This window comes from Sphingomonas sp., from assembly GCF_030145815.1.
GTDB lineage: Bacteria > Pseudomonadota > Alphaproteobacteria > Sphingomonadales > Sphingomonadaceae > Sphingomonas.
The window spans coordinates 178,994-199,462 of sequence record NZ_JAIXHL010000003.1; the positions used below are offsets into that span (position 1 = coordinate 178,994).

The window sequence follows — 20,469 nt, forward strand, 5'->3', positions numbered from 1 at the left end:
CCATGACCAACCGTTTCGACAAATCCCGCCTGCCTTCGCGCCACGTCTCCGTCGGGCCCGAGCGCGCTCCCCACCGCAGCTATTATTACGCCATGGGGCTGAGCGAAGAAGAGATTGCGCGCCCGTTCGTCGCGCTTGCCAGCGCCGGCAATGACAGCGCGCCGTGCAACACCACACTGGATGCCCAAGCCGATGCCGCGCGCAAGGGTGTCGAGAGCAATGGCGGCATGCCGCGGCGCTTCAACACAATCACCGTGACCGACGGCATCGCGATGGGCCATCAGGGGATGAAATCCTCGCTGGTCAGCCGCGAGGTCATCGCCGACTCGGTCGAGCTCAGTGTCCGCGGCCATTGCTATGACGCGCTGGTCGGCTTTGCCGGGTGCGACAAGTCGCTGCCGGGGATGATGATGGCGATGCTGCGCCTCAATATCCCGTCGATCTTCGTCTATGGCGGATCGATCCTGCCGGGCCGCTACCAAGACCGCGACGTCACCGTGGTCGATGTGTTCGAGGTCGTCGGCAAGTTCGCCGCCGGCACTTGCCCGATCAGCGAGGTCCATGCCCTCGAAAAGGTCGCATGCCCAGGTCATGGCGCGTGCGGCGGCCAGTATACGGCCAACACCATGGCGTGCGTGGGTGAGGCGATCGGCCTGTCGCTTCCCAACAGCAACATGGTGCCCGCGCCCTATACCAGCCGCGAGCAAATTGCGGTCGCTGCCGGGTATCAGGTGATGGAGTTGCTGGAGCGCAATATTCGCCCGCGCGACATTTGCACGCGCGAGGCGTTCGTGAATGCGGCGCGCATCGTTGCGGCGACTGGGGGGTCGACCAATGGCGCGCTGCATCTGCCCGCCATGGCGCATGAGGCGGGGATCGAGTTCGACCTGTTCGACGTCGCCGAGGTCTTTAAAACAACGCCTTACGCCGCTGACCTCAAACCCGGTGGCAAGTACGTCGCCAAGGACATGTATGAGGCGGGTGGCGTCTACATGCTGATGAAGTCGATGCTGGCGAATAACCTGCTGCATGGCGAGTGCATGACCGTGACCGGCAAGACGCTGGGCGAGAATATCGATCAGGTCACCTGGAACCCCGACCAGAAGGTCATCTATGACGTCAAGACGCCGATCAGCCCGACCGGCGGTGTCGTCGGCCTGCGCGGCAGCCTCGCCCCCAACGGCGCGATCGTGAAGGTCGCCGGGATGGCGCGGCTGCAGTTCGAGGGGCCGGCGCGCTGCTTCGATTGTGAGGAAGACGCCTTTGCCGCGGTCGAAGCGCGGTCGATCGCCGAGGGTGAGGTCGTAGTGATCCGCTACGAGGGGCCGAAGGGCGGACCGGGGATGCGCGAGATGCTGTCGACCACCGCCGCGCTCTATGGCCTGGGTATGGGGGAGAAGGTTGCGCTGATCACCGACGGGCGCTTCTCGGGCGCCACCCGAGGCTTCTGCATCGGCCATGTCGGCCCGGAAGCGGCCGAGGGCGGGCCGATCGCGCTGGTCGAGGATGGTGACACGATCCGCATCGATGCGGAGGCGGGGACGATCGACCTGCTCGTCGCGGAAGACGTGCTGGCCGAGCGCCGGGCCGCATGGCAACCGCGCACCAACGACTATCAGTCGGGCGCACTGTGGCGCTATGCGCAGAATGTCGGACCTGCCTATAAGGGCGCGGTAACGCATCCAGGGGCGAAGTCCGAAACGCATGTCTTTGCGGATATCTAGAATAATTGGGGCGGTGGCGCTGATCGCGCTCGCCGCCTGCGATCCCGGTCCGGTCAAGACCAAGGCGGATCATGCTGAAGACGCGCGCGCGCAGGCGGCGCGGGACGAGGCCGAGGGGCGGATCCCCTGCGCCCTGGGCGGGGGCGATGATTTTTCCACGCGCTGCACGATTGACCGCGCGCAGACGCAGGACGGACTCATGCTGACGGTCCGTCACCCCGATGGCGGGTTTCACCGGCTGCGGGTCACGCGCGACGGGCGCGGCGTGGTCGCTGCCGATGGCGCGCAGGCGGCGACCGTGACGATCATCGACAAGGATGCGATCGAGGTGGCGATCGACGACGCCCGCTATCGCCTACCCGCGACGGTCAAGGGCGCGGACAGAAGGTGAGCGTCGCGCGGCGATGGGGCTGGGCGTGGTTCTGGCTGATCGTCGCCGTTGCCGCCGCTTGGTTCCTGACCGACTCGTTTGCCTTCATCGCGTCACGCGAGGTACCGATGGGGGAGACGCTATGGGGGCGTCGCGTCTGGTATGTTGCGCATGTAGCACTGGCGATCCCCGTGCTGCTGATTGCGCCGATTCAGTTTGCAGCATCGGTGCGCGCGCGCTGGCCATGGCTGCACCGCGCGCTGGGCCGTGCCTATCTCGGCGCGTCCATGCTGGCTGGCCTGTTCGCGCTGCATCTGGGCAGCACGATTGCGGCGCAGGAGACGCAGGTGCCGCTGACGTTGTTCGCAGCGGTGTGGCTCGGCTTTGTCCTGCTCGCGTGGCAGGCGGCGCGCCGGCGGCGGTTCGATGTGCACCGCGCGTTCGTGATCCGCGCGACCGCGATCGCGCTGTCGTTTGTCTGGGTGCGGATGATGGCGGCTGGGGGCGGCGTGCTGCTGGGCTTTATCGAGAATGCCGAACTGCGCGCGGCGACGCGCGGGTGGCTGAGCTTCGTCCTGCCGCTGCTGGTCGTGGAGGCGTGGCTGTCGTGGTGGCCCTCCGCAAAACCGCTATTTGCACCGCGTCGCGATTAAGCCTATCGCCGCCTACGCCAGAGGGCCGGGCGGCCGCGTTGCATGAAAGTGCACCGAGGAAAGTCCGGGCTCCACGGAAACACGGTGCCGGGTAACGCCCGGCGGTCCCGGTTCGCCGGGGTCAGGGAAAGTGCCACAGAGAGCAGACCGTCCACTGCCCTTCGGGGTAAGGACAAGGGTGAAAGGGTGCGGCAAGAGCGCACCGCGCGACCGGCAACGGAAGCGGCACGGCAAACCCCACCGGGAGCAAGATCGAATAGGGACCGCGCATGGGGAGTTCCGCCCCGCGGTCCGGGTTGATTGCTTGAGCCCCCATGCAAATGCGGGCCTAGAGGAATGGTCGCCTATCGCGCGCACCTCTCCGCAAGGGGAAAGGGCCGCGTGGACAGAACCCGGCTTACAGGCCCTCTGGCACTTTCCCCTAGGAGTGGCTTACGCCGCTTTGCGCCGCTCGCTCATTTCCTCGTTCAGCATTTCGGCGAGCAGGAAGGCGAGTTCCAGGCTCTGGCCCGCGTTGAGGCGCGGGTCGCAATGGGTGTGGTAGCGATCGGCGAGGTCGTGTTCGCTGACGTCGATCATGCCGCCGGTGCATTCAGTGACATTCTGCCCGGTCATTTCGGCATGGATGCCGCCGGCATAGGTGCCCTCCGCACGGTGGACGGCGAAGAAGCCGCGCACTTCGGCGAGGATGCGATCGAACGGGCGGGTCTTGTAGCCGTTCGCGGCCTTGATCACGTTGCCGTGCATCGGGTCGCAGCTCCACACCACCGGATGTCCTTCGCGCTTCACCGCGCGGATCAGCTTGGGCAGGCCCTCCTCGATCTTGTCATGGCCATAGCGGGTGATCAGCGTCATTCGGCCCGGGGTGCGGGTCGGGTTCAGCGTGTCGAGCATGCGCAGCAGCGCGTCGGGCTCAAGGCTCGGGCCGCACTTCATCCCGATCGGGTTGCCGATGCCGCGCAGGAATTCGACATGCGCCGACCCGTCGAAGCGGGTGCGGTCGCCGATCCACAGGAAGTGCGCGCTGGTATCGTACCAGTCGCCGGTGAGGCTGTCCTGCCGGGTCAGTGCCTGCTCATAGGGCAGGAGCAGCGCCTCATGGCTGGTATAGAAATCGGTGCGCTTGAGCTGCGGCACGGTTTCGGGGTTGATCCCGCACGCTTCCATGAAGTCGAGCGCCTCGCCGATCCGGTCGGCGACATCGGCGAACTTGTCGGCCCACGGGCTGCGGCCCATGAAATCGAGCGTCCACTTATGCACCTGATGCAGATTGGCATAGCCACCGCTGGCAAAGGCGCGCAGCAGGTTCAGCGTGGCCGCCGACTGGGTATAGCCGCGGATCATCCGCTGCGGATCGGGGATGCGCGCTTCGGGGGTGAAGGCGATGTCGTTGACATTGTCGCCGCGATAGCTGGGTAGCTCGACGCCATTGATTGTCTCGGTATCCGCAGAACGCGGCTTGGCGAATTGGCCCGCCATCCGGCCGACTTTCACGGTCGGCAGTTTCGACGCGAAGGTTAGCACGACCGCCATCTGCAGGATCACACGGAAGGTGTCGCGGATGTTGTTCGGGTGGAACTCCGCAAAGCTCTCGGCGCAATCCCCGCCCTGCAGCAGGAACGCCTCACCGCGCGACACACGGGCCAGCTCCTGCGTCAGCGCGCGCGCCTCGCCCGCGAACACGAGCGGGGGGAAATTCGACAGCGTATCGGTCGCGGCAGTCAGCGCGGCGCTGTCGGGGTAAATCGGAAGCTGCCGTGCCTCGGCCCGGGTCCAGCTGTCAGGGGTCCAGTCCATCGCCTGCTCCAAATTGCGGACATGGACATACCAGTCCTGATGATGTGCGATCCCGTTCGCCGCGATCTGGTTGAGAACGGCGGGAGAGGCCCGCTTGCCGTCCTCTTCCCAGCCTTGAACGGTCGACCCAGGCGTGTCGAACCACGCGCCAAAGGCAGCGCGGGACATGGAGCGTTCCTCGCGGAAACGGCGGATTTTGGAACCGGCTAACGTCGTCATGGGGTGGCCTTACCCGCGCTGGGTAATTCAATGCAAGCTGTAAATTCACCCGTTTGGGGTAAATGCGGCTTCGCGTGGACATAGCGGTTCAGCCCAGCTTAATCGGGCGATGTGCGATAGCACGATTATCGTCTTAGGAGGCCAGTATGATCCGTCTCGTCCTCATCGCGTCGCTGGCCAGCTCCCCCGTGATGGCGCAGGAACAGGGCGGCGCCGATAGCAGTGCGCCGCCTCAACGCGTGCGCAGCGTGCTGCTTTACGGCGAGGAATCCTGCCCCAAGCCGGAGAGCGCGGACGAAGTGGTGATCTGTGCCCGCCCCGGCGACTCCCCGTTCCGCATTCCAAAAGCGCTGCGCAAGACCGAGCCGGGGCCCGAGGGCACGAGCTGGGTGCGCCGCGCCGAACTGGTCGATGAGGTCAATCGCGTTACCCTGCCGGGCAGCTGCAGCCCGATCGGCAGTTATGGCCAGAGCGGCTGCACGATCCGGATGCTGCAGCAGTGGAAGGCGGAGATGAAGGCGAAGAAGGACGAGGAAGCGGCAATGCCGCGCGGTGCCGAACTCGACGACTAGTTATTGGCCAAAACCGGGCTCCGCCGCTCGGCTCACGGCTTCGCGCGCGGCGGCGAACAGCGCGCCCGCCTTCGCCTCGCATTCGCGCTGCTCATAGGCAGGGTCGCTGTCGGCAACGATGCCGGCGCCAGCGGTGACGTGCATCGTGCCGTCTTTCACGATCGCGGTGCGCAGGACGATGCAGCTGTCCATCGACCCGTCGGGGGAGAAATAGCCGACGCCGCCGGCATAGGGACCGCGCTGGTCGCGTTCGAGTTCGGCGATGATCTCGCACGCGCGCACCTTTGGCGCGCCGCTGACGGTGCCGGCGGGGAAGCCGGCAAACAGCGCGTCGAGCGCATCGGCATCGGGGCGCAATCTGCCCACCACGTTCGACACGATGTGCATGACATGGCTGTAGAATTCGACGGTGTAGCTGTCGGTAACCTTTACCGACCCCGCCTCTGCCACCCGGCCAACATCGTTGCGGCCAAGGTCGAGCAGCATGAGATGCTCGGCGCGCTCCTTCGCATCGGCGAGCAGGCTGTCGCGGTTCGCCACATCTTCCGCGGCATCCTTGCCACGCGGGCGGGTACCGGCGATTGGGCGGATCGTCACTTCGTCGTCGCGGACGCGGACGAGGATTTCGGGGCTCGATCCGGTCAGCGCAAAGCCGGGCAGGTCGAGGAAATAGAGGAAGGGCGAGGGGTTCACCCGGCGCAGCGCGCGATACAGCTCGATCGGCGGCAGCGTGAAGGGCGCGGTGAAGCGCTGGGCGAGAACGACCTGGAAGATGTCGCCGGCGGTGATGTAGTCCCGCGCCCGGTCGACCATGGCGGCATAGTCGCTGGCCGGCACGACCGGTTGCGGCACCACGTCCGCCGGATCCGCCGTGAAGCGAGGCGGGAGCGGGGCGGCGGCGAGGCGGGCGGCGGTTGCCTCGATCCGATCGGCAGCGGTGTCGATCTGCTGCTGGGGATCGCGCGCTGCGTCGGGCCAGATCGGTGATACGAGGAACAGCGAGTCCGCCAGCCGGTCAAAGATCAGAATGACGGTCGGACGCACGAAGATCATGTCGGGCAATTCGAGCGCGTCGTTGGCGGCGCGGGGCAGGGTTTCGACGAGACCGATCGTCTCATAGCCGAAATAGCCGACCAGGCAGGCCAGCGCCCGGGGCAATTCGGCCGGAACGTCGATGCGGCACGACTGGACAAGCGCCCGGAACGCGTCGAGCGTCGGTGCATCCGCCGGGACGAACGCGTCGCGGTCGGTCAGCCAGTTCGAATTGACCTCCGCCGCTTGTCCCTGGGCACGGAAGACGAGATCGGGGGCGAGGCCGATCATGCTGTGGCGGCCGCGCACCGTGCCGCCCTCCACCGATTCCAGCAGAAAGTCGCCGCGGCCCGGCTCGATCAGCTTGAGCGCGGCGGCGACCGGGGTGTCGGTGTCGGCCAGCTGGCGCCGCCAGATCAGCGCCGGACGCCCGGCGGCGAGCTCCGCGCGGGCGGTGTCGAGCCCCTCAATCCCCCCGCGCATCGCGATCAATTGCCGCCCGTCGCCTGACCGCTCAACTGCGCCTTCAGCGCGGCGATGGCGGCTTCGTTGCGCTTGACCTTTACCGCCTTGCGCGCGGCGGCGGCGAACTGTTCGACATATTCGTTGCCGATCAGCTGGCCCAGCTGGCCGCGGGTCTGGCCGATCAGCGCGGCGTTACCCTTGGCATTGCCCTCTTCGATGTCGTCGAGCTGGACGATCCAGTAGCCGCCGCGCTCCGGCGCGGGGATCGCCTTGGCCTTCTTCTCGGCCATGCTGAACATCAGGCGCACCGGCGGGGGCAACTGGTCGCCCATCTGGGCAAGCTGACCGCGCGAGGCATCAAGCGGCTGAATCGCGGGCAGGGTGAGGCCGCTTTCCTTCATCGCCTGGGCGATTGGCATGCCCTTGCTCAGTTTGGCGACGATCGCATTGGCGGCCTTGCGCGCGCCGTCGAGTTGACGGCTGCGGACGAGGTCGTCGGCGACCGTCGGGCGGATTTCGGCGAGGGGGCGCGGGGCGGCGGCGACGACGCGGTCGGTCTTGACCAGCGCAAAGGCGCCTTCGCTGCCCAGTGCGACCAGCTGCGGATCGTCGGTCGGCTCCATCGAAAAACCGGCTTGGGCGATCTGGGCGAGCGTGGGGTCCGGCGCCGTTTCACCGCCGGTCGTGGCGCGACCATCGGGGAAGAGCGGGGCGCTGGTTTCGGCCTTCAGCTTCGATCCGGCGACCAGTTCGTCGAAGGTTGCGTTGCCGGCGATCTCGCTGTCGATCTTGGCGCGCACATCGGCCAGCGCCGTGGCGAGCTTGGTCTTGGCGATGGTTTCGGCGAGTTCGCCGCGGACCTGATCGAGCGACTTGCCGGCGACCTGTTCGATCCCCTCGACCTTGACGATGTGCCAGCCGAGTTGCGAGCGCAGCGGGCCGACTACCGTGCCCTGTGCTCCGGCAAAGGCAGCGTTGGCGATTGCGGGGCTGCTCGCGCGGGCAAAGGCTTCCTTCTCGGCGTTGGGCACGGTCGAGGCCTGCAGACCGGCGGCCTTTGCAGCATCGGCCATCGACGTGCCGGCCTTGACCTTCGCCGCAATCGCCTTCGCCGCGTTTTCATCGGCGACGATGATCTGCGCCAGATTGCGGCGGGTGGTGGCGGCATATTGCGCCGCGTTCTTCTTATACTCGGCGGCGATCTCCGCCTCGGTCGCCTTGGCGCCGGCCTCGAACTGGGTGGGCGTCACCACGGCGTAACGGACCACGCGGCGCTCGGGCAGCGTGTAACGACCGACATTCTTCTTGTAATAGGCCTGAAGCTCCGCCTCGGTCGGCGGGTTGCCGGGAGCAATTGCGCCGATCGGCACATAGCCGACCGAGCCCTTGCGCCGTTCCAGCATCAGCGAAGCATAAGGCAGCGCGAGTTCCGCCGGGACCGGGCCCGGGTTGGCGATCGGCGCCATCAACCACTGGACCAAGGTTTCGCGGCGGATGTCGCTGCGCACCTGCTCCGCGGTGATCCGCTGTTCGGACAGGAACTGGTCGAAGCGCTGCTGGCTGAACTTGCCGTCGAAGCCCTGGAACGCCGGGATCGACGCGATCTGTCCGTCGATCGCGGCGGGGGAGACGACCATGCCGTGCTCGGCGGCATATTCCTCCAGCGCCATGCCGTCGATCACCTGGTTCAGCACCTGATCGAACCCGCCGGTGCGGACAAACTGTGCCATGTCGAGCATCGGCTGTTGCTGACGGACGCGCTCCAGCGCGTTGTTCAACCGGTCCTGCATTTCCTGCTGGGTCAGCTTCTTGTCGCCGACCTGGACCAGCGCGCCGTTCGCCGAGGGACCGCCGACGCCCAGATTCTGCACGTCCATCATCGCAAAGCCGACGCCCAGTGCCACCAGCAGCAGCAGGGCAACGATCTTGCCGGGGGTCGAGAAGATGATGCGGCGGAAATTGGTGAGCATGGATACCCGCTGAAATGGGAAGAATTGGGCCCGCTTTAGGGGGCGGGGGCACGGGCATCAAGCGACAACGGTAACGCGGGCGGGCAAGGCGCTTGTGCGGTTTGGTCGCGCGGCCTATCGGCTTGTCCAATAGTGGACAAAGGGGAAGCGGGATGCGGCGCAAGCTGGTGGCGGGCAATTGGAAGATGAACGGCGTCACCGATTCGCTGGGCGAGGTGGCGGCGATCGCCAAGGCGGCGGCGGACCATCCCGGCGTCGATGTCGCGCTGTGCCCCCCGGCGACGCTGATCGCTCCGGCGGTGGCGGTCGCGGGCGGGATGCCGATCGGCGGGCAGGATTGCCATGAGAATGACAGCGGCGCGCATACCGGGTGCATCTCGGCCCCGATGCTGAAGGACGCGGGCGCCACGCTGACCATCGTCGGGCATAGCGAACGCCGGGCCGACCAGAATGAGACCAGCCACGACGCCTGGGCCAAGGCGGCGGCGGCGCATCGCCATGGCCTGAACGTCATCCTGTGCGTCGGCGAGACCGAGGCGGAGCGCAATGCCGGCCGCGCCGAGCGGGTGGTGCAGGCGCAGATCGAGAAGTCGGTGCCCGAGGATGCGGACGGCAGCTGGTTCACGTTGGCCTATGAGCCGCGCTGGGCGATCGGCACCGGGCGCACCCCGACGCTGGAGGAAATCGAGCTGATCCACGCCATCGCCCGCGCCAAGCTGGGCATGATGGTCGGGGCGGAGAAGGCCGAGGGGATTCGGATCCTGTATGGCGGGTCGGTCACGGGCGCGAATGCCGCGACCATCCTGGCGGTCGACAATGTCGACGGCGCGCTGGTCGGCGGGGCGAGCCTGACCGCCGAGAAGTTCGTGCCGATCATCGAAGCCGCCGCGAAGCTGTAGGCGATGGACGAGGCGCGCCCCGATGTGCCGGAGACGCGGGCGCGGCGGATCGGGCGGTGGGCGCTGGCGATCTTTTATGCAGCGGCCGGCCTGGCGCATTTCCTGTACACCGACGCGATGGTGCGGATCGTGCCTTCATGGGTGCCGTGGGACGCGCGCGAGGTGGTGCTGACCACCGGCGCGGCCGAGCTGATCTGTGTTGCGGCACTGATGACCCGCAAATGGCGGCTGACCGCGGGCTGGGCGCTGGCGCTCTATGCGCTGTGCGTGTGGCCGGCCAATGTGAAGCACGCGATGATCGACCTGGCGTGGCTGGGCGGGAGCGGCGGCGGGCTGTCGGCGTGGTATCATGTGCCGCGCTTGCTGGCGCAGCCGTTGTTGATCGCATGGGCGCTGTGGGCGGTTGGCGCGGTGCGGGTCGAGCGCGGAAGTTTACACTAGCTTTACACTGTCGCGGTGGTTTCGAGCTGGCGGTGGGTGCGCGGTTCATCGCCATGCTGGACATGCGGTCGTGGCCCATCATCAACGCCGCATCCCATGCCCGGGCGAAGTCCGCTGCCTCGGGCCGCTCGCACAATTTGTAGGCGGTCTGGCGGCTCATCCCCACGGCTTTGCAGGCGCGGGTGACAGTGCCCATGACGGCGAGGGCGTGGATGAAGTCCGTTTGTCGGCGCGCAGCCCAGCCATCGGCGCGGCCACAGGTGGGGGCGGGCGTGAAGGTGAGGATGGCTTCATCCTCGTCGGACAAGCCGGTGGAGGATGGGGCGGGCGGGGTGGGTGAGTCGTTCATCCACCAGCTTATGTGCTGGGATGGGGCTTGTAGGAAAGGGGTTGTTTTTGGTTTGTTCTAACGCGGAGCCTTGTCGTCGAGCCTCAAAGTTCGAATCCATTCAAAGTTGGGCGTAGCTGACAGATTGCTACGTTGGCTTTGGTGGGAACTTGGCTTGAACGGTATCCGGTAACTCGCTTGAGTTTGAAGCTGGTGAAGTTTCGCCGGTCAGGCGCTTCAAGGCCGCTTTTCGCTCTAGATCGCGTACGCTCCGTTCTTCCAACAGAGCATTAGGAAGATAGACCCTTCCGAAATCATCCTGACGCAAGCTGGAAGATAGCCCGAGGTCAGACGCCATCTCCCGTAACAATTTGCGTAAGCGCTCGTCGATAATATGGTCAACGTAAGGGGATGCATTTAACCCTAGAAGTAACTCTGCCCACGCCTCTCGCACGGGTATGCTGTTTGCGAAAGCAACATCGATCAAATTAAATGCTTTCACGGCGTCTTCGTGCCAAATCTCCCTGCGATTCTGCATGATGGATACAAACACCGATCGCCGCAAGCTTCTTGATTCATGTTCATCTTGATTTTGCCTGCGAAGTTCTTCCGCCATTCTCGCGGCTGCGATTGGTCCACGCCAAGTAGCAACTGCGGCAGCGACCGCTGCGATTGCGCTCAAGAAGGCGGCGACGACTGCGGGTTCGAACCAACCAGTAGGCATCAGTTCAAATTCCTCAGTTTCTGCAGACGCACGTTAACCGCTCCTAGCGGTGTTTCGACTGGGAAAAACGCCGCCTCCAAATCAGCCTTCGCCAGCGTTATTGGAGTGGCGTAGGTCATCTCGGAACTGCCAGTAGAGACACCTTGAATCACCGTGCCGTTTGCGGGAACGGTGACGGTGATGCTGCCTGAGATGGTGCCCTCGCCATCTTCGTCGTAACGCCCATCAAACAAAACTCCCATCGGGTCCGAACCTACAATTCGACCACCGATAAAAGTGAATAGAGCAAATCCTTGGCCTTCCGAGCCAGTCATATATGCGGCGTATATCCCATCCCATTCGCTCGACATTTGATCGTCCCGCTTGAAAGGCCAGAAATTACTCGTGTTCTGAGAACTGTAAAAAACTCGAATCCTATGAAATTCTCATAGGTAACCTGGCGCTTTTTTCCTTCGATCTGAGCAAAAGCGCAATAGGCTTCTCTTTGGAAGCTCCTCGCTTGAACCGCCCCAATTTCCATCATATCCTCCCATCATAGCGCCAGAGGTCATCCGATGGAATCCACCCGTCGCCTTGATATCGAACTGCCCGAAGATCTGGCCGATGCCGTTGAGGCGCGGGTCAGAGCGGGGGAGTATGCGAGTGTGAGTGAGGTCGTGGAGGAGGGCCTTCGCGCGCTGGCGACGCGGGACGACGATCCGGTGCGGGTGGCGTGGGAACAGGACGAACTGACCGCCGCTTATGATGCGTGGAAGGCTGATCCCGCTGCGGTGATGACGGTCGATGAGGTGCGGCGGAAGCTTGCGGACGCGCGGCGCGCGCACGGATGAAGCCATACCGCATTGTGTTCGCGCCGCGTGTTTGGCGGCAGTTGGATGCGTTGCGGACCTATGTGACGCAGGAGGCTTCGGCGGAGGTCGCCGATGACCTCACAAGCGATCTGATCGAGCGGTGCCTGACGCTGGCGGAGTTCGCACATCGCGGGACGCCGCGTGACGATCTTCGGCTCGGATTGCGGACCATTCCGTTTCGGCGGCGCGCGACGATTGGTTATGTGGTGTCGGGTGATGATGTGGTGATCCTGACCATCGCCTATGCCGGGCAGGATTTGGCGGGAATGTTGCGGGGGGATTAGGCGGTTGGCTCTGCCGAGTGTCCTCCACCCCAACCCCTCTTCTGAAGAGGAGGGGCTTTTCTAGGCGTCGTTGCTGACGAAGCTATCCATCACCCGCTTCCGCCCGGCGGTCTCGAATTCGATTTCCAGCTTGTTGCCTTCGATCTCGACGATTTCGCCGTAACCGAACTTCTGGTGGAAGACGCGCATGCCGAGCGAAAGGTCGTCGCGGCCCTTGTTGCCCAGACTCACCGCGCTGCCGCGGTTCTCCGCCACGCGCTTGGGGGCGGTGGTGAAGGTTGAGCTGGGGGCGGCGGCGCGTTGCCAGCCGGGGCCGCGGCCGGTGCCGCGGCCGACATGGGCGAAGGGGTCGGTGTGTTCGCTCCAGTTGGCACGCCAGAGTGAGGCGCCGCCGGAGAGGGTGCTTTCCTCGTCGATATGTTCCTTGGGCAGTTCGCCGACGAAGCGGCTGGGGATGCTGCTGGTCCATTGGCCGTAGATGCGGCGGTTGGCGGCGTGGAGGATCGTCGCCTGGCGGCGCGCGCGGGTGATCGCGACATAGGCGAGGCGGCGTTCCTCCTCGAGGCTGGCGAGGCCGCCTTCGTCGAGCGAGCGCTGGCTGGGGAACAGGCCTTCTTCCCACCCGGCGAGGAAGACGGTGTCGAATTCCAGCCCCTTGGCCGCGTGGATGGTCATGATCGTGACCTTGGGCTCGTCGGCGTTATTCTCGTTATCCATGACGAGCGAGACGTGTTCGAGGAACGCGCCGAGCGTTTCATACTCCTCCATCGCGCGGACGAGTTCGGAGAGGTTTTCGAGGCGGCCGGCGGCTTCGGCGGTGCGGTCCGCCTGCCACATCGCGGTGTAGCCGCTTTCGTCGAGGATGATCTGGGCGAGTTCGGTGTGGGGGAGGGACCCGATCCGCCCGGACTCGAACGTGGTTGCTTGCCGCGCGCCCCCTCCACCATCGCTTTGCGATGGTCCCCCTCCCCGTTCCGGGGAGGATAGCATCTGGCTCCACCGGGCGACGTCGCCGACGAAGCTGCCGAGCGCGCGGCGGGCTTGCGGCGTCAGCTCGTCGGTGTCGAGAATGCGCGCGGCGGCGGTGAGCAGGGGGATGCCCTCGCTGCGTGCGAGCATGTGGATCTTGGCGATCGCCTTGTCGCCCAGGCCGCGCTTGGGGACGTTGACGATGCGTTCGAAGGCGAGGTCGTCGGCGGGCTGTTGCACCAGGCGGAGATAGGCGAGCGCGTCGCGGATTTCGGCGCGTTCGTAGAAGCGGAAGCCGCCGACGATGCGGTACGGCAGGCCGATGGCGATGAAGCGGTCTTCGAACTCGCGCGTCTGGTGCTGGGCGCGGACCAGGATGGCGAAATCGTCGAGCGATTTTCCGGTGCGGATGCGCGCGCTCTCGATGTCTTCGCCGACGCGGCGGGCTTCCTCCGGGCCGTCCCACACGCCGATGACGCGGACCTTTTCGCCCACGTCGATCTCGGTCCACAATTCCTTGCCGAGGCGGCCGCTGTTGTTGGCGATGACGGCGCCGGCGGCGGCGAGGATGTGCGGGGTGGAGCGGTAATTCTGTTCGAGGCGGATGACCTTCGCGCCGGGAAAGTCCTTTTCGAACTTCAGGATGTTTTCGACCTGCGCACCGCGCCAGCTGTAGATCGACTGATCGTCGTCGCCGACGCAGCAGATGTTCTTGCGCTCCTGCGCCAGCAGGCGGAGCCAGAGATACTGGACGCTGTTGGTGTCCTGATACTCATCCACCATGATGTAGCGGAAGCGCTGCTGATACTGCGCCAGCACGTCGCGGTGGGTGCGCAGGATGGTGAGCATGTGCAGCAGCAGGTCGCCGAAGTCGCACGCGTTGAGCGCGCGCAGCCGGTCCTGATATTGCTGGTAGAGCGCCTGGCCGCGACCGTTGGCGAAATGCTCGGCCTCGCCGGCATCGAGCATGTCGGGGGTCAGGCCTTTGTTCTTCCACCCGTCGATCAACCCGCCGAGCTGGCGCGCGGGCCAGCGTTTTTCGTCGAGGTCGTTGGCGACAATCAGCTGCTTGAGCAGGCGCAGCTGGTCGTCGGTGTCGAGGATGGTGAAGTTACTCTGAAGCCCGACCAGCTCGGCATGGCGGCGCAGCATCTTGGCGCCGATCGCGTGGAAGGTGCCGAGCCACGGCATCCCCTCAATCGCGTCGCCGACCAGGCCGCGGACGCGCTCCCGCATCTCGCGCGCGGCCTTGTTGGTGAAGGTGACGCTGAGGATCTCCGACGGATAGGCGCGGCAGGTCCACAGCAGATGCGCGAGGCGGGCGGTGAGCGCGGCGGTCTTGCCGGTGCCGGCGCCAGCGAGGACGAGGACGGGGCCGTCGAGCGTGAGCACGGCTTCGCGCTGTGGCGCATTGAGGCCGCGCAGATAGGGGGGATCGTCGGGCGAAGGCTGAGGTACGGACATTGCGAACAGGTAGGGAACGCGGCGAGTCGGGGCAAGCGCGATTGCTGTCTTGCTATCGTCATCAAGCTGCGGGACAGTTTATCCAGTAGCTTCAAGGAGATCGGCAATGAACATCGCACGACGGCCGCTGATGTTCGGGGCGGCAGCGGCGATGCTGGGCGGCGCGGCGCGGGCCCAGACAGCCACGCCGGTCACGGTGCCGATCCGGCTGACCGACGACCGCGTTCTGGTCGAAGCCATGTTCGGCGGCGGGCGCGCCTTTCTGCTGGCGCTCGATACTGGCGGGCAGATGGGGCTGATCAACAACGGCATTGCCGAGACGCTGAACCTTAATCGGATCGGCAGTCGGCGGCTCAATCTTGCCTGGGGGCGGACCGACTATCCCATTTTTCAGGCGAAGAATGTGATGCTGGGCGGGCGGCTGCGGCTGGAGACGCTGGAGCTGGGCGGGGTGGACCGCGACCTGGGCGATGGGGCGATCGGGTCGCTGCCGGCATGGGTGCTGACGCTGGCCGATGGCGAGGTGGATTTCGACGCGGGCGTGTGGCGCGCGCATGGCGCCGGGCTGCCCGCGCTCCCCGGTGCGACGCGGTTCGAAAAGGGGATCGCGCAAAAGGGGGCGACGGCGGACCGGAAGTTCCTGTTCGCCGATGCGGCGTTGAACGGGCGGAGCTTTCGCTTTGGGCTGGATACCGGGATGCCGAGCGTGATGCGCATCTATCGCAAAACCGCCGAGGCGGCGGGGCTGTGGAATGCGCCGCGCTGGAGCCCGGCTGCGCCGCAGGGCAAGACGCGGATGGTACGGGTCGACCGGCTGGAGCTGGCGGGCGCGACGGTCGAGGGCGCGGTGATCCAGATGCGTGACGATCCCGACTGGGACATTTTCGACGCCGGAATCATCGGGCTGCCGATCCTGCGCCTGTTCAACATCGCGACGAGCAATCGCGACGGCGCGCTGTTCCTGAAGCGCAATCGGCAGGTGCAGCAGCCGGCGCGGTATAATCGGGCCGGGCTGTGGGTCGATCGCGCAGGCAGCGGTATGGTCGCGGGCGTGGTCGGCGCGGGCAGCCCCGCGGAGAAGGCGGGGATCAAGGCGGGCGACCGGTTGTCGGGGATGCGCTTTGAAGAACTGATCAGGCAGACTTCCGGGCCGGTGGGAACGGTGCTGCCGCTGACTGTCGGGCAGGGCGGGGCGGCGCGGCAGGTGTCGTTGGTGCTGGAGGATTATCTCTAAGCCGGAGCGTCCCGCACGTCACGCGTTGCACAGCGCCTTTCCTTGAGGCAGGGAGGGCGCATGCTGGATAAATTGAAGCGCAGGTTCGACAAACGCAGGCTGGTGCTGATCGCGGCGCTGGCGCTGGTGGCGCTGTATGTCGGGTGGCGGACGGGCGGATTCCAGGACCAGCAGCCCGAACAGAAGCCGTGCGTCGAGGGGCGCAACGAGATCAAGGACAAGGACGGCAAGGTGGTGCAGGTGACGCGCACGACCTGTTATGAAACGAAGAAATAACGGCGCCGGGGGGCGTCGGTAGCGGGGAGCACACGGATGGACGCTGAGCGGACGCGGCGGCGGCGCGCCTTGTGGGCGAGCTTTGTCGGGACGGGGATCGAGTTCTACGATTTCTATATCTACGCGACCGCTGCGGCCCTGGTGTTCGGGCAGATTTTCTTTCCCACGAGTGACGCCGGGGTTCAGCAGATGCTGAGCTTTGCCACACTGGGCGTGGCCTTTTTCGCGCGACCGCTGGGGGCTGCGGTGTTCGGCCATTATGGCGACCGGATCGGGCGCAAGGCGACATTGGTCGCGTCGCTGCTGACCATGGGCCTGTCGACGACCTTGGTGGCGTTCCTGCCGACCTATGAAATGGCGGGGTGGATCGCGCCATTTGCGCTGTGCGTGCTGCGGTTCGGGCAGGGTTTTGGGCTGGGTGGCGAATGGGGCGGGGCGGCATTGCTGGCGGTCGAGAATGCGCCGCCGGGATGGCGGGCGCGGTTCGGCAGCGCGCCGCAGATGGGTGCGCCGGCCGGGTTCATCGCGGCGAATGGGCTGTTCCTGCTGCTGCTGAGCTGGATGACGCCAGAGGAATTCGCGGCATGGGGCTGGCGCATTCCGTTCGCGCTGTCGGCGGCACTGGTGCTGGTCGGGCTGTGGGTGCGGCTGAAGCTGGGCGAGACGCCGGAGTTCAAGGCGTGCCTGGCCGAAGCTCCGCCGCCCAAGGTGCCGCTGGGTGAGGTCATGTCGCGGCACGGCGGGGTGCTGGTCGACGGGACGCTGGGCGCGGTATGCTGTTTCGCGACCTATTATATCGCCACGGCGTTTCTGCTCGGCTGGGGGACGAAGGCGCTGGGCTATGACAAGCCTGCGTTTCTGAGCGTTCAGCTGGTCGCGATCCTGTTCATGGCGGCGGGGATTTATCTGGCGGCATGGGCGGCGGATGCGCGCTGGGACCCGCGCCGGGTGTTGGCGGCCGGGTGCGTGATGGTGGCGGGGAGCGGGTTTGTGATCGCGCCGCTGATGGGTGCAGGGCTGAGCGGGGTGTTCGCGTTCCTGGCGCTGCTGCTGTTCGCGATGGGCTTTGTCTATGGGCCGCTGAGCGCGTGGCTGACCGACCTGTTTCCGGCGCGGGTGCGCTATACCGGTGTGTCGATGGCGTTCAACATTGCGGGCGTGATCGGCGGCGGGCTGACCCCGGTGATCGCGCAAAAGCTGGCGATGGACGGGGGGCTGGCACCGGTCGGCTGGTATCTGAGCGCGGCGGCGGTGCTGAGCCTGGTGGCGCTACTGGCGCTGCGCCCGCGCGCGGGTCAGGGGTAGCGTTGGCGGGCATGTAACAGGCGCAGTATTTCGACCGCCGTGTCGGTCGTTCGGTACACGACGATGTCGTTGGGATGGACGATTAACTCGCGCGTTCCCTCGACCTTCCCCGGGCGGCCTGATTGAGGAAATAGGCAGACCCGTTCAACGCCGTCGTCGATTCGGAGTGCGAGCGCTTCTGCCGCCCGTTCGTTTCGATCCCGAACGAACTGAATCAGGACCTCATACTGGAGAAGCGCGTCAGCTTCCCAGCGAAGACTCAACACGCCGTTTCCCGTCAAGAATTTCCCGGATCCGTGCCTTTACTTCCTCGTGCGGGATGCGCGGTTTGTTCGACGCGAGCGCGGCTTCCACCTGTGCGCGGAACCAGGTGTCGTAGGCTTGCGCCTCTTCCTCGGTTTCGAATTCCGAGTAGATCGGGTCGAGCTTTCCCATATCGCGAGTATGCGCCGTCAGGGCGCTTGCCGCAAGATCGTCAGCATCGCCTTGCCGTGAACCCGCTCCGTATCGGTGACGAAGCCGTCGACCTCGACCTTTTCGCCCTTGGCGGTTTCGATGCTGATCCAGGTCGCGGGGCTGGTCCAGCCGAGCCGGGCAAGCTTGTCGAGCGCAACCGCGCCCGCGCCGGTGCCGTAAGGCGGGTCCATCATGATCAGGTCGAGCGGCTTGGTCGCCACCCCGAGCGACAGGACCGATCCTGCGCGGATGTCGGGGCGGATGCCGAGCTTGTCGGCGTTTGCACGCAGGGCGTCGAGCGCGGCGCGGTCCTGTTCGACGAACAGGCATGAGGCGGCGCCGCGCGACAGCGCTTCCAGGCCGAGCGCACCGGAGCCGGCGAACAGGTCGGCGACCGCCAGCCCCTCGAAACTGCCGACGCGGCTGGTAAGCATTGAGAACAAAGCTTCACGCGTGCGGTCGGCGGTGGGGCGGGTGGCGTCGCCCTTGGGCGCGATCAGCGGGCGGCCGCGCCAGGTTCCTGCGATGATCCTCATTTGCGCGGCCCTCGCTTGCTGGGCGCGGGCGTGCCGCGCGGAGGCTTGGTCGGGCCGCCCCTGCCCGCTGGCGGGCGCTTGCCGGACGGGGCGCCGGGGCGGCGGTCGTCGGGACGGAAGGCGCGCTTGGGCCGGTCGAGCAGCGGGCTGCCGTCATCGTCATGCTGGGCGTGGCGCGTGGCGGAGGGTTTGGTGAAGGGCTTGCCCTTTCGTTGCGGGGTCCGTGGTGGTCGAACGGCGCCATCAGCGGTATCGGGCCGCGGCCGACGTTGCCGCTCCGTCTGGCCCTCGCCGAACGCGGCGGGGTTGGCTTGGCGTTGCGTCTTGGCCTGGTGGCGACGACGTTGGGCGACGCCGAACTTCTCGGGGCCTTTCTTTTCGGCCTTGGGACGCGCGGGCTTATAGGCTTCCGGCTCGCTGATCTGTGCGCCAGCCTTGCGGCGTTCGGCGCGCGCGGCGGTGGCGTCGGCGGGGGCCTCTTCCGGCGGCGCATCGACCGCCTTGGACTTGCCCGACAATTGCAGGTTCGACGCCGCCTTGCCGCCGCCCGGGCCGGTCAGCGCCTTGCGGAAGACGACCAGGTCATGCTGGCGGATTTCATCGACCGCGCCGACGGGCATGTCGCCGAGTTCGAACGGGCCGTAGCGGGTGCGGATCAAACGGCTGACCTTGAGGCCGAGATGTTCGAGGACGCGGCGGACTTCGCGGTTCTTGCCCTCGGTCAGGGTCAGTTCGATCCACACATTCGCGCCAGTACGGCGTTCGAGATTGGCGTTGATCGAGCCGTAGCGGACGCCTTCGATCTCGACGCCGAGCATGAGGTCCTCCAGCTGCTCCTGCGTGACCTGGCCATAAGCGCGGGCGCGGTAGCTGCGCTCGACCCCGGTGGCGGGGAGTTCGAGCTGGCGCTTGAGCTCGCCATCGGTGGTCATCAGCAACAGCCCCTCGGTCGAGAGGTCGAGGCGGCCGACCGGCATCAGGCGCGGCAGACCCTTGGGTAGCCGGTCATAAATGGTCGGGCGACCGGCGGGATCGCGTTCGGTGGTGAGCAGCCCGGCGGGCTTGTGAAAGCGGAACAGACGTGCCGGCGCGGGCGCGGCGACCGGGTTGCCGTCGACGGTGACGCCGTGGAGCGAGGTCAGCACGGTCGCGGGCGTGGTCAGGACCTGACCGTCGATCGCGACGCGACCCTCGGCGATCATGCGTTCGATTTCGCGCCGCGACGCGATTCCGGCACGGGCGAGCAACTTTGCGATGCGTTCGCCGGCCTTGGCAGGTTGCCGTTCAGGTTGATTGGTGGATGAAGGGGACATTGGCGCGCGATACAGCGGGTTTGGGTTTCGCGCAAAAATCTTGTGCGGCGACGAACCTACAGGCGCTTAACGCGTTGTCAGGGCGTAACGTTCGGGTGGGTCATGGTATTCGGCAGGAAGAAACGGCAAATCGTTCGGGTGCTGATCGTCGAGGACGAGCCGCTGGTTGCGTTCGACACCGAACATTTCCTGTCCGAAGAAGGGTTTACCGTCGTCGCCACGACCGATTCTGTGGGCGAGGCGATCGGGCATATCATCGCGGTTGAGAAGCCCGATATCGTGCTGGTCGATCTGGGGCTGCGCGATGGCAACGGTGCCGACGTGGCGCACGCGGCATGCGCGGAAAACATCCCCGTACTGATCGTCACTGGTCGCGATCCGGCGGAGTTCGAGCCGATCGGCCTGGGATGCCTGACCAAGCCATATAAACAGCGCGATCTGGTTGCGGCGATCGACATTTGCGAGGCGCTGGCCGAAGGACGCGCGCCCAAACGCATTCCGTCGGGCTTGCGCCTGTTCCAGTCCGTCGCGCAATAATCCGTCCCCGGGCTTTGCAGCCGCGTTTTTCCCGCTAGGGTTCGCGGCCA

21 protein-coding genes, 1 other RNA gene and 1 pseudogene are annotated in these 20,469 nt (G+C 65.9%); 13 read left to right on the forward strand and 10 right to left on the reverse strand.

Annotation, left to right across the window (positions count from 1 at the left end; translation table 11 throughout):
* Positions 1–2 precede the first annotated feature (2 nt).
* The 4 genes from ilvD (at position 3) to rnpB (ending at position 3,163) form a co-directional block, all read left to right on the forward strand.
* Positions 3–1,724 (forward strand): dihydroxy-acid dehydratase, encoded by a 1,722-nt coding sequence (gene ilvD, locus KYX69_RS03900; protein WP_300493969.1) that lies wholly within the window; start codon positions 3–5, stop codon positions 1,722–1,724.
* Between the two features lie 13 nt (positions 1,725–1,737).
* On the forward strand, positions 1,738–2,115 hold the full coding sequence (locus KYX69_RS03905) for a hypothetical protein (protein ID WP_367280176.1): 378 nt from the start codon (positions 1,738–1,740) through the stop codon (positions 2,113–2,115).
* Positions 2,112–2,747, forward strand: a complete 636-nt coding sequence (locus tag KYX69_RS03910) for a DUF2306 domain-containing protein (RefSeq protein ID WP_300493972.1) — start codon at positions 2,112–2,114, stop codon at positions 2,745–2,747. Before KYX69_RS03905 ends, KYX69_RS03910 begins: the two co-directional genes overlap by 4 nt.
* Positions 2,748–2,764: 17 nt before the next feature.
* Positions 2,765–3,163, forward strand: an RNA gene (gene rnpB / locus KYX69_RS03915) — RNase P RNA component class A.
* Positions 3,164–3,179: 16 nt separating this feature from the next.
* On the opposite strand, the gene KYX69_RS03920 is transcribed toward rnpB, so the two are convergent.
* Positions 3,180–4,544 carry a class II 3-deoxy-7-phosphoheptulonate synthase gene (locus KYX69_RS03920; protein WP_300494199.1) on the reverse strand — a complete coding sequence of 455 codons (1,365 nt, stop codon included), beginning with the start codon at positions 4,542–4,544 and terminating at the stop codon, positions 3,180–3,182.
* Positions 4,545–4,909: 365 nt separating this feature from the next.
* Between KYX69_RS03920 and KYX69_RS03925 the strand changes: the two genes are divergently transcribed.
* The gene (locus KYX69_RS03925; protein ID WP_300493973.1) at positions 4,910–5,335 is read left to right on the forward strand and encodes a hypothetical protein; all 426 of its coding nucleotides are present in this window, start codon (positions 4,910–4,912) and stop codon (positions 5,333–5,335) included.
* On the opposite strand, the gene trpE is transcribed toward KYX69_RS03925, so the two are convergent.
* Both trpE and KYX69_RS03935 read right to left on the reverse strand, forming a co-directional pair.
* Positions 5,336–6,850 (reverse strand): anthranilate synthase component I, encoded by a 1,515-nt coding sequence (gene trpE, locus KYX69_RS03930; RefSeq protein ID WP_300493975.1) that lies wholly within the window; start codon positions 6,848–6,850, stop codon positions 5,336–5,338.
* Positions 6,851–6,855: 5 nt separating this feature from the next.
* A complete protein-coding gene (locus KYX69_RS03935) occupies positions 6,856–8,802 on the reverse strand; it encodes a peptidylprolyl isomerase (RefSeq protein WP_300493976.1) in 1,947 nt (648 codons plus the stop codon).
* A gap of 152 nt (positions 8,803–8,954) precedes the next feature.
* On the opposite strand from KYX69_RS03935, the gene tpiA reads away from it, so the two are divergent.
* Positions 8,955–9,701: a triose-phosphate isomerase gene (gene tpiA, locus KYX69_RS03940; protein WP_300493979.1), complete on the forward strand. Its 747-nt coding sequence runs from the start codon at positions 8,955–8,957 to the stop codon at positions 9,699–9,701.
* Between the two features lie 3 nt (positions 9,702–9,704).
* Complete coding sequence (locus KYX69_RS03945) at positions 9,705–10,142, forward strand: hypothetical protein (protein WP_300493982.1); 438 nt, start codon at positions 9,705–9,707, stop codon at positions 10,140–10,142.
* A gap of 476 nt (positions 10,143–10,618) precedes the next feature.
* On the opposite strand, the gene KYX69_RS03950 is transcribed toward KYX69_RS03945, so the two are convergent.
* Together KYX69_RS03950 and KYX69_RS03955 are read right to left on the reverse strand one after the other, a co-directional pair.
* The gene (locus tag KYX69_RS03950) at positions 10,619–11,194 is read right to left on the reverse strand and encodes a DUF6680 family protein (protein ID WP_367280177.1); all 576 of its coding nucleotides are present in this window, start codon (positions 11,192–11,194) and stop codon (positions 10,619–10,621) included.
* Positions 11,194–11,508: a hypothetical protein gene (locus tag KYX69_RS03955; RefSeq protein WP_300493985.1), complete on the reverse strand. Its 315-nt coding sequence runs from the start codon at positions 11,506–11,508 to the stop codon at positions 11,194–11,196. Before KYX69_RS03955 ends, KYX69_RS03950 begins: the two co-directional genes overlap by 1 nt.
* Before the next feature lie 240 nt (positions 11,509–11,748).
* On the opposite strand from KYX69_RS03955, the gene KYX69_RS03960 reads away from it, so the two are divergent.
* Both KYX69_RS03960 and KYX69_RS03965 read left to right on the forward strand, forming a co-directional pair.
* Positions 11,749–12,024, forward strand: a complete 276-nt coding sequence (locus KYX69_RS03960; RefSeq protein ID WP_300493988.1) for a ribbon-helix-helix protein, CopG family — start codon at positions 11,749–11,751, stop codon at positions 12,022–12,024.
* Positions 12,021–12,329: a type II toxin-antitoxin system RelE/ParE family toxin gene (locus KYX69_RS03965; RefSeq protein ID WP_300493990.1), complete on the forward strand. Its 309-nt coding sequence runs from the start codon at positions 12,021–12,023 to the stop codon at positions 12,327–12,329. The genes KYX69_RS03960 and KYX69_RS03965 overlap by 4 nt, the downstream gene beginning before the upstream one ends.
* Positions 12,330–12,389: 60 nt before the next feature.
* On the opposite strand, the gene KYX69_RS03970 is transcribed toward KYX69_RS03965, so the two are convergent.
* Complete coding sequence (locus KYX69_RS03970) at positions 12,390–14,762, reverse strand: ATP-dependent helicase (RefSeq protein WP_300493993.1); 2,373 nt, start codon at positions 14,760–14,762, stop codon at positions 12,390–12,392.
* 106 nt (positions 14,763–14,868) lie between these two features.
* Between KYX69_RS03970 and KYX69_RS03975 the strand changes: the two genes are divergently transcribed.
* Genes KYX69_RS03975 through KYX69_RS03985 form a run of 3 tightly spaced genes read left to right on the forward strand, consistent with a single transcriptional unit; the run spans position 14,869 to position 17,577 of the window.
* Entirely contained in the window at positions 14,869–15,996 is a 1,128-nt protein-coding gene (locus tag KYX69_RS03975; RefSeq protein ID WP_300493996.1) for a hypothetical protein, read from the forward strand.
* Positions 15,997–16,056: 60 nt separating this feature from the next.
* Positions 16,057–16,272, forward strand: a complete 216-nt coding sequence (locus tag KYX69_RS03980) for a hypothetical protein (protein ID WP_300493999.1) — start codon at positions 16,057–16,059, stop codon at positions 16,270–16,272.
* A 36-nt stretch (positions 16,273–16,308) separates the two neighbouring features.
* Complete coding sequence (locus KYX69_RS03985; RefSeq protein WP_300494002.1) at positions 16,309–17,577, forward strand: MFS transporter; 1,269 nt, start codon at positions 16,309–16,311, stop codon at positions 17,575–17,577.
* Here the strand turns inward: KYX69_RS03985 and KYX69_RS23165 are convergent.
* From KYX69_RS23165 to KYX69_RS23170, 4 genes and pseudogenes are all read right to left on the reverse strand, one after another.
* Positions 17,568–17,843 carry a type II toxin-antitoxin system RelE/ParE family toxin gene (locus tag KYX69_RS23165; protein ID WP_367280178.1) on the reverse strand — a complete coding sequence of 92 codons (276 nt, stop codon included), beginning with the start codon at positions 17,841–17,843 and terminating at the stop codon, positions 17,568–17,570. The two genes, KYX69_RS03985 and KYX69_RS23165, sit on opposite strands and share 10 nt — an antisense overlap.
* Positions 17,818–18,012, reverse strand: coding sequence for a stability determinant (locus tag KYX69_RS03990; RefSeq protein WP_300494004.1), 195 nt, complete (start codon positions 18,010–18,012; stop codon positions 17,818–17,820). The genes KYX69_RS23165 and KYX69_RS03990 overlap by 26 nt, the downstream gene beginning before the upstream one ends.
* Before the next feature lie 17 nt (positions 18,013–18,029).
* On the reverse strand, positions 18,030–18,569 hold the full coding sequence (gene rsmD, locus KYX69_RS03995) for a 16S rRNA (guanine(966)-N(2))-methyltransferase RsmD (RefSeq protein ID WP_300494007.1): 540 nt from the start codon (positions 18,567–18,569) through the stop codon (positions 18,030–18,032).
* Between the two features lie 563 nt (positions 18,570–19,132).
* A pseudogene (locus KYX69_RS23170) lies at positions 19,133–19,888 on the reverse strand (pseudouridine synthase); the annotation flags it as partial.
* A gap of 96 nt (positions 19,889–19,984) precedes the next feature.
* On the opposite strand from KYX69_RS23170, the gene KYX69_RS04005 reads away from it, so the two are divergent.
* Complete coding sequence (locus tag KYX69_RS04005) at positions 19,985–20,419, forward strand: response regulator (protein ID WP_300494010.1); 435 nt, start codon at positions 19,985–19,987, stop codon at positions 20,417–20,419.
* The last annotated feature ends 50 nt before the right edge of the window (positions 20,420–20,469 follow it).

Coding starts and splice junctions, on each gene's coding strand:
- ilvD (WP_300493969.1), top strand. CDS start 3: ATGACCAACCGTTTCGACAAATCCCGCCTGCCTTCGCGCCACGTCTCC.
- KYX69_RS03920 (WP_300494199.1), bottom strand. CDS start 4,544: ATGGACTGGACCCCTGACAGCTGGACCCGGGCCGAGGCACGGCAGCTT.
- KYX69_RS03925 (WP_300493973.1), top strand. CDS start 4,910: ATGATCCGTCTCGTCCTCATCGCGTCGCTGGCCAGCTCCCCCGTGATG.
- trpE (WP_300493975.1), bottom strand. CDS start 6,850: ATGCGCGGGGGGATTGAGGGGCTCGACACCGCCCGCGCGGAGCTCGCC.
- KYX69_RS03935 (WP_300493976.1), bottom strand. CDS start 8,802: ATGCTCACCAATTTCCGCCGCATCATCTTCTCGACCCCCGGCAAGATC.
- tpiA (WP_300493979.1), top strand. CDS start 8,955: ATGCGGCGCAAGCTGGTGGCGGGCAATTGGAAGATGAACGGCGTCACC.
- KYX69_RS03945 (WP_300493982.1), top strand. CDS start 9,705: ATGGACGAGGCGCGCCCCGATGTGCCGGAGACGCGGGCGCGGCGGATC.
- KYX69_RS03950 (WP_367280177.1), bottom strand. CDS start 11,194: ATGCCTACTGGTTGGTTCGAACCCGCAGTCGTCGCCGCCTTCTTGAGC.
- KYX69_RS03955 (WP_300493985.1), bottom strand. CDS start 11,508: ATGACTGGCTCGGAAGGCCAAGGATTTGCTCTATTCACTTTTATCGGT.
- KYX69_RS03960 (WP_300493988.1), top strand. CDS start 11,749: ATGGAATCCACCCGTCGCCTTGATATCGAACTGCCCGAAGATCTGGCC.
- KYX69_RS03965 (WP_300493990.1), top strand. CDS start 12,021: ATGAAGCCATACCGCATTGTGTTCGCGCCGCGTGTTTGGCGGCAGTTG.
- KYX69_RS03970 (WP_300493993.1), bottom strand. CDS start 14,762: ATGTCCGTACCTCAGCCTTCGCCCGACGATCCCCCCTATCTGCGCGGC.
- KYX69_RS03975 (WP_300493996.1), top strand. CDS start 14,869: ATGAACATCGCACGACGGCCGCTGATGTTCGGGGCGGCAGCGGCGATG.
- KYX69_RS03980 (WP_300493999.1), top strand. CDS start 16,057: ATGCTGGATAAATTGAAGCGCAGGTTCGACAAACGCAGGCTGGTGCTG.
- KYX69_RS03985 (WP_300494002.1), top strand. CDS start 16,309: ATGGACGCTGAGCGGACGCGGCGGCGGCGCGCCTTGTGGGCGAGCTTT.
- KYX69_RS03990 (WP_300494004.1), bottom strand. CDS start 18,012: ATGGGAAAGCTCGACCCGATCTACTCGGAATTCGAAACCGAGGAAGAG.
- rsmD (WP_300494007.1), bottom strand. CDS start 18,569: ATGAGGATCATCGCAGGAACCTGGCGCGGCCGCCCGCTGATCGCGCCC.
- KYX69_RS04005 (WP_300494010.1), top strand. CDS start 19,985: ATGGTATTCGGCAGGAAGAAACGGCAAATCGTTCGGGTGCTGATCGTC.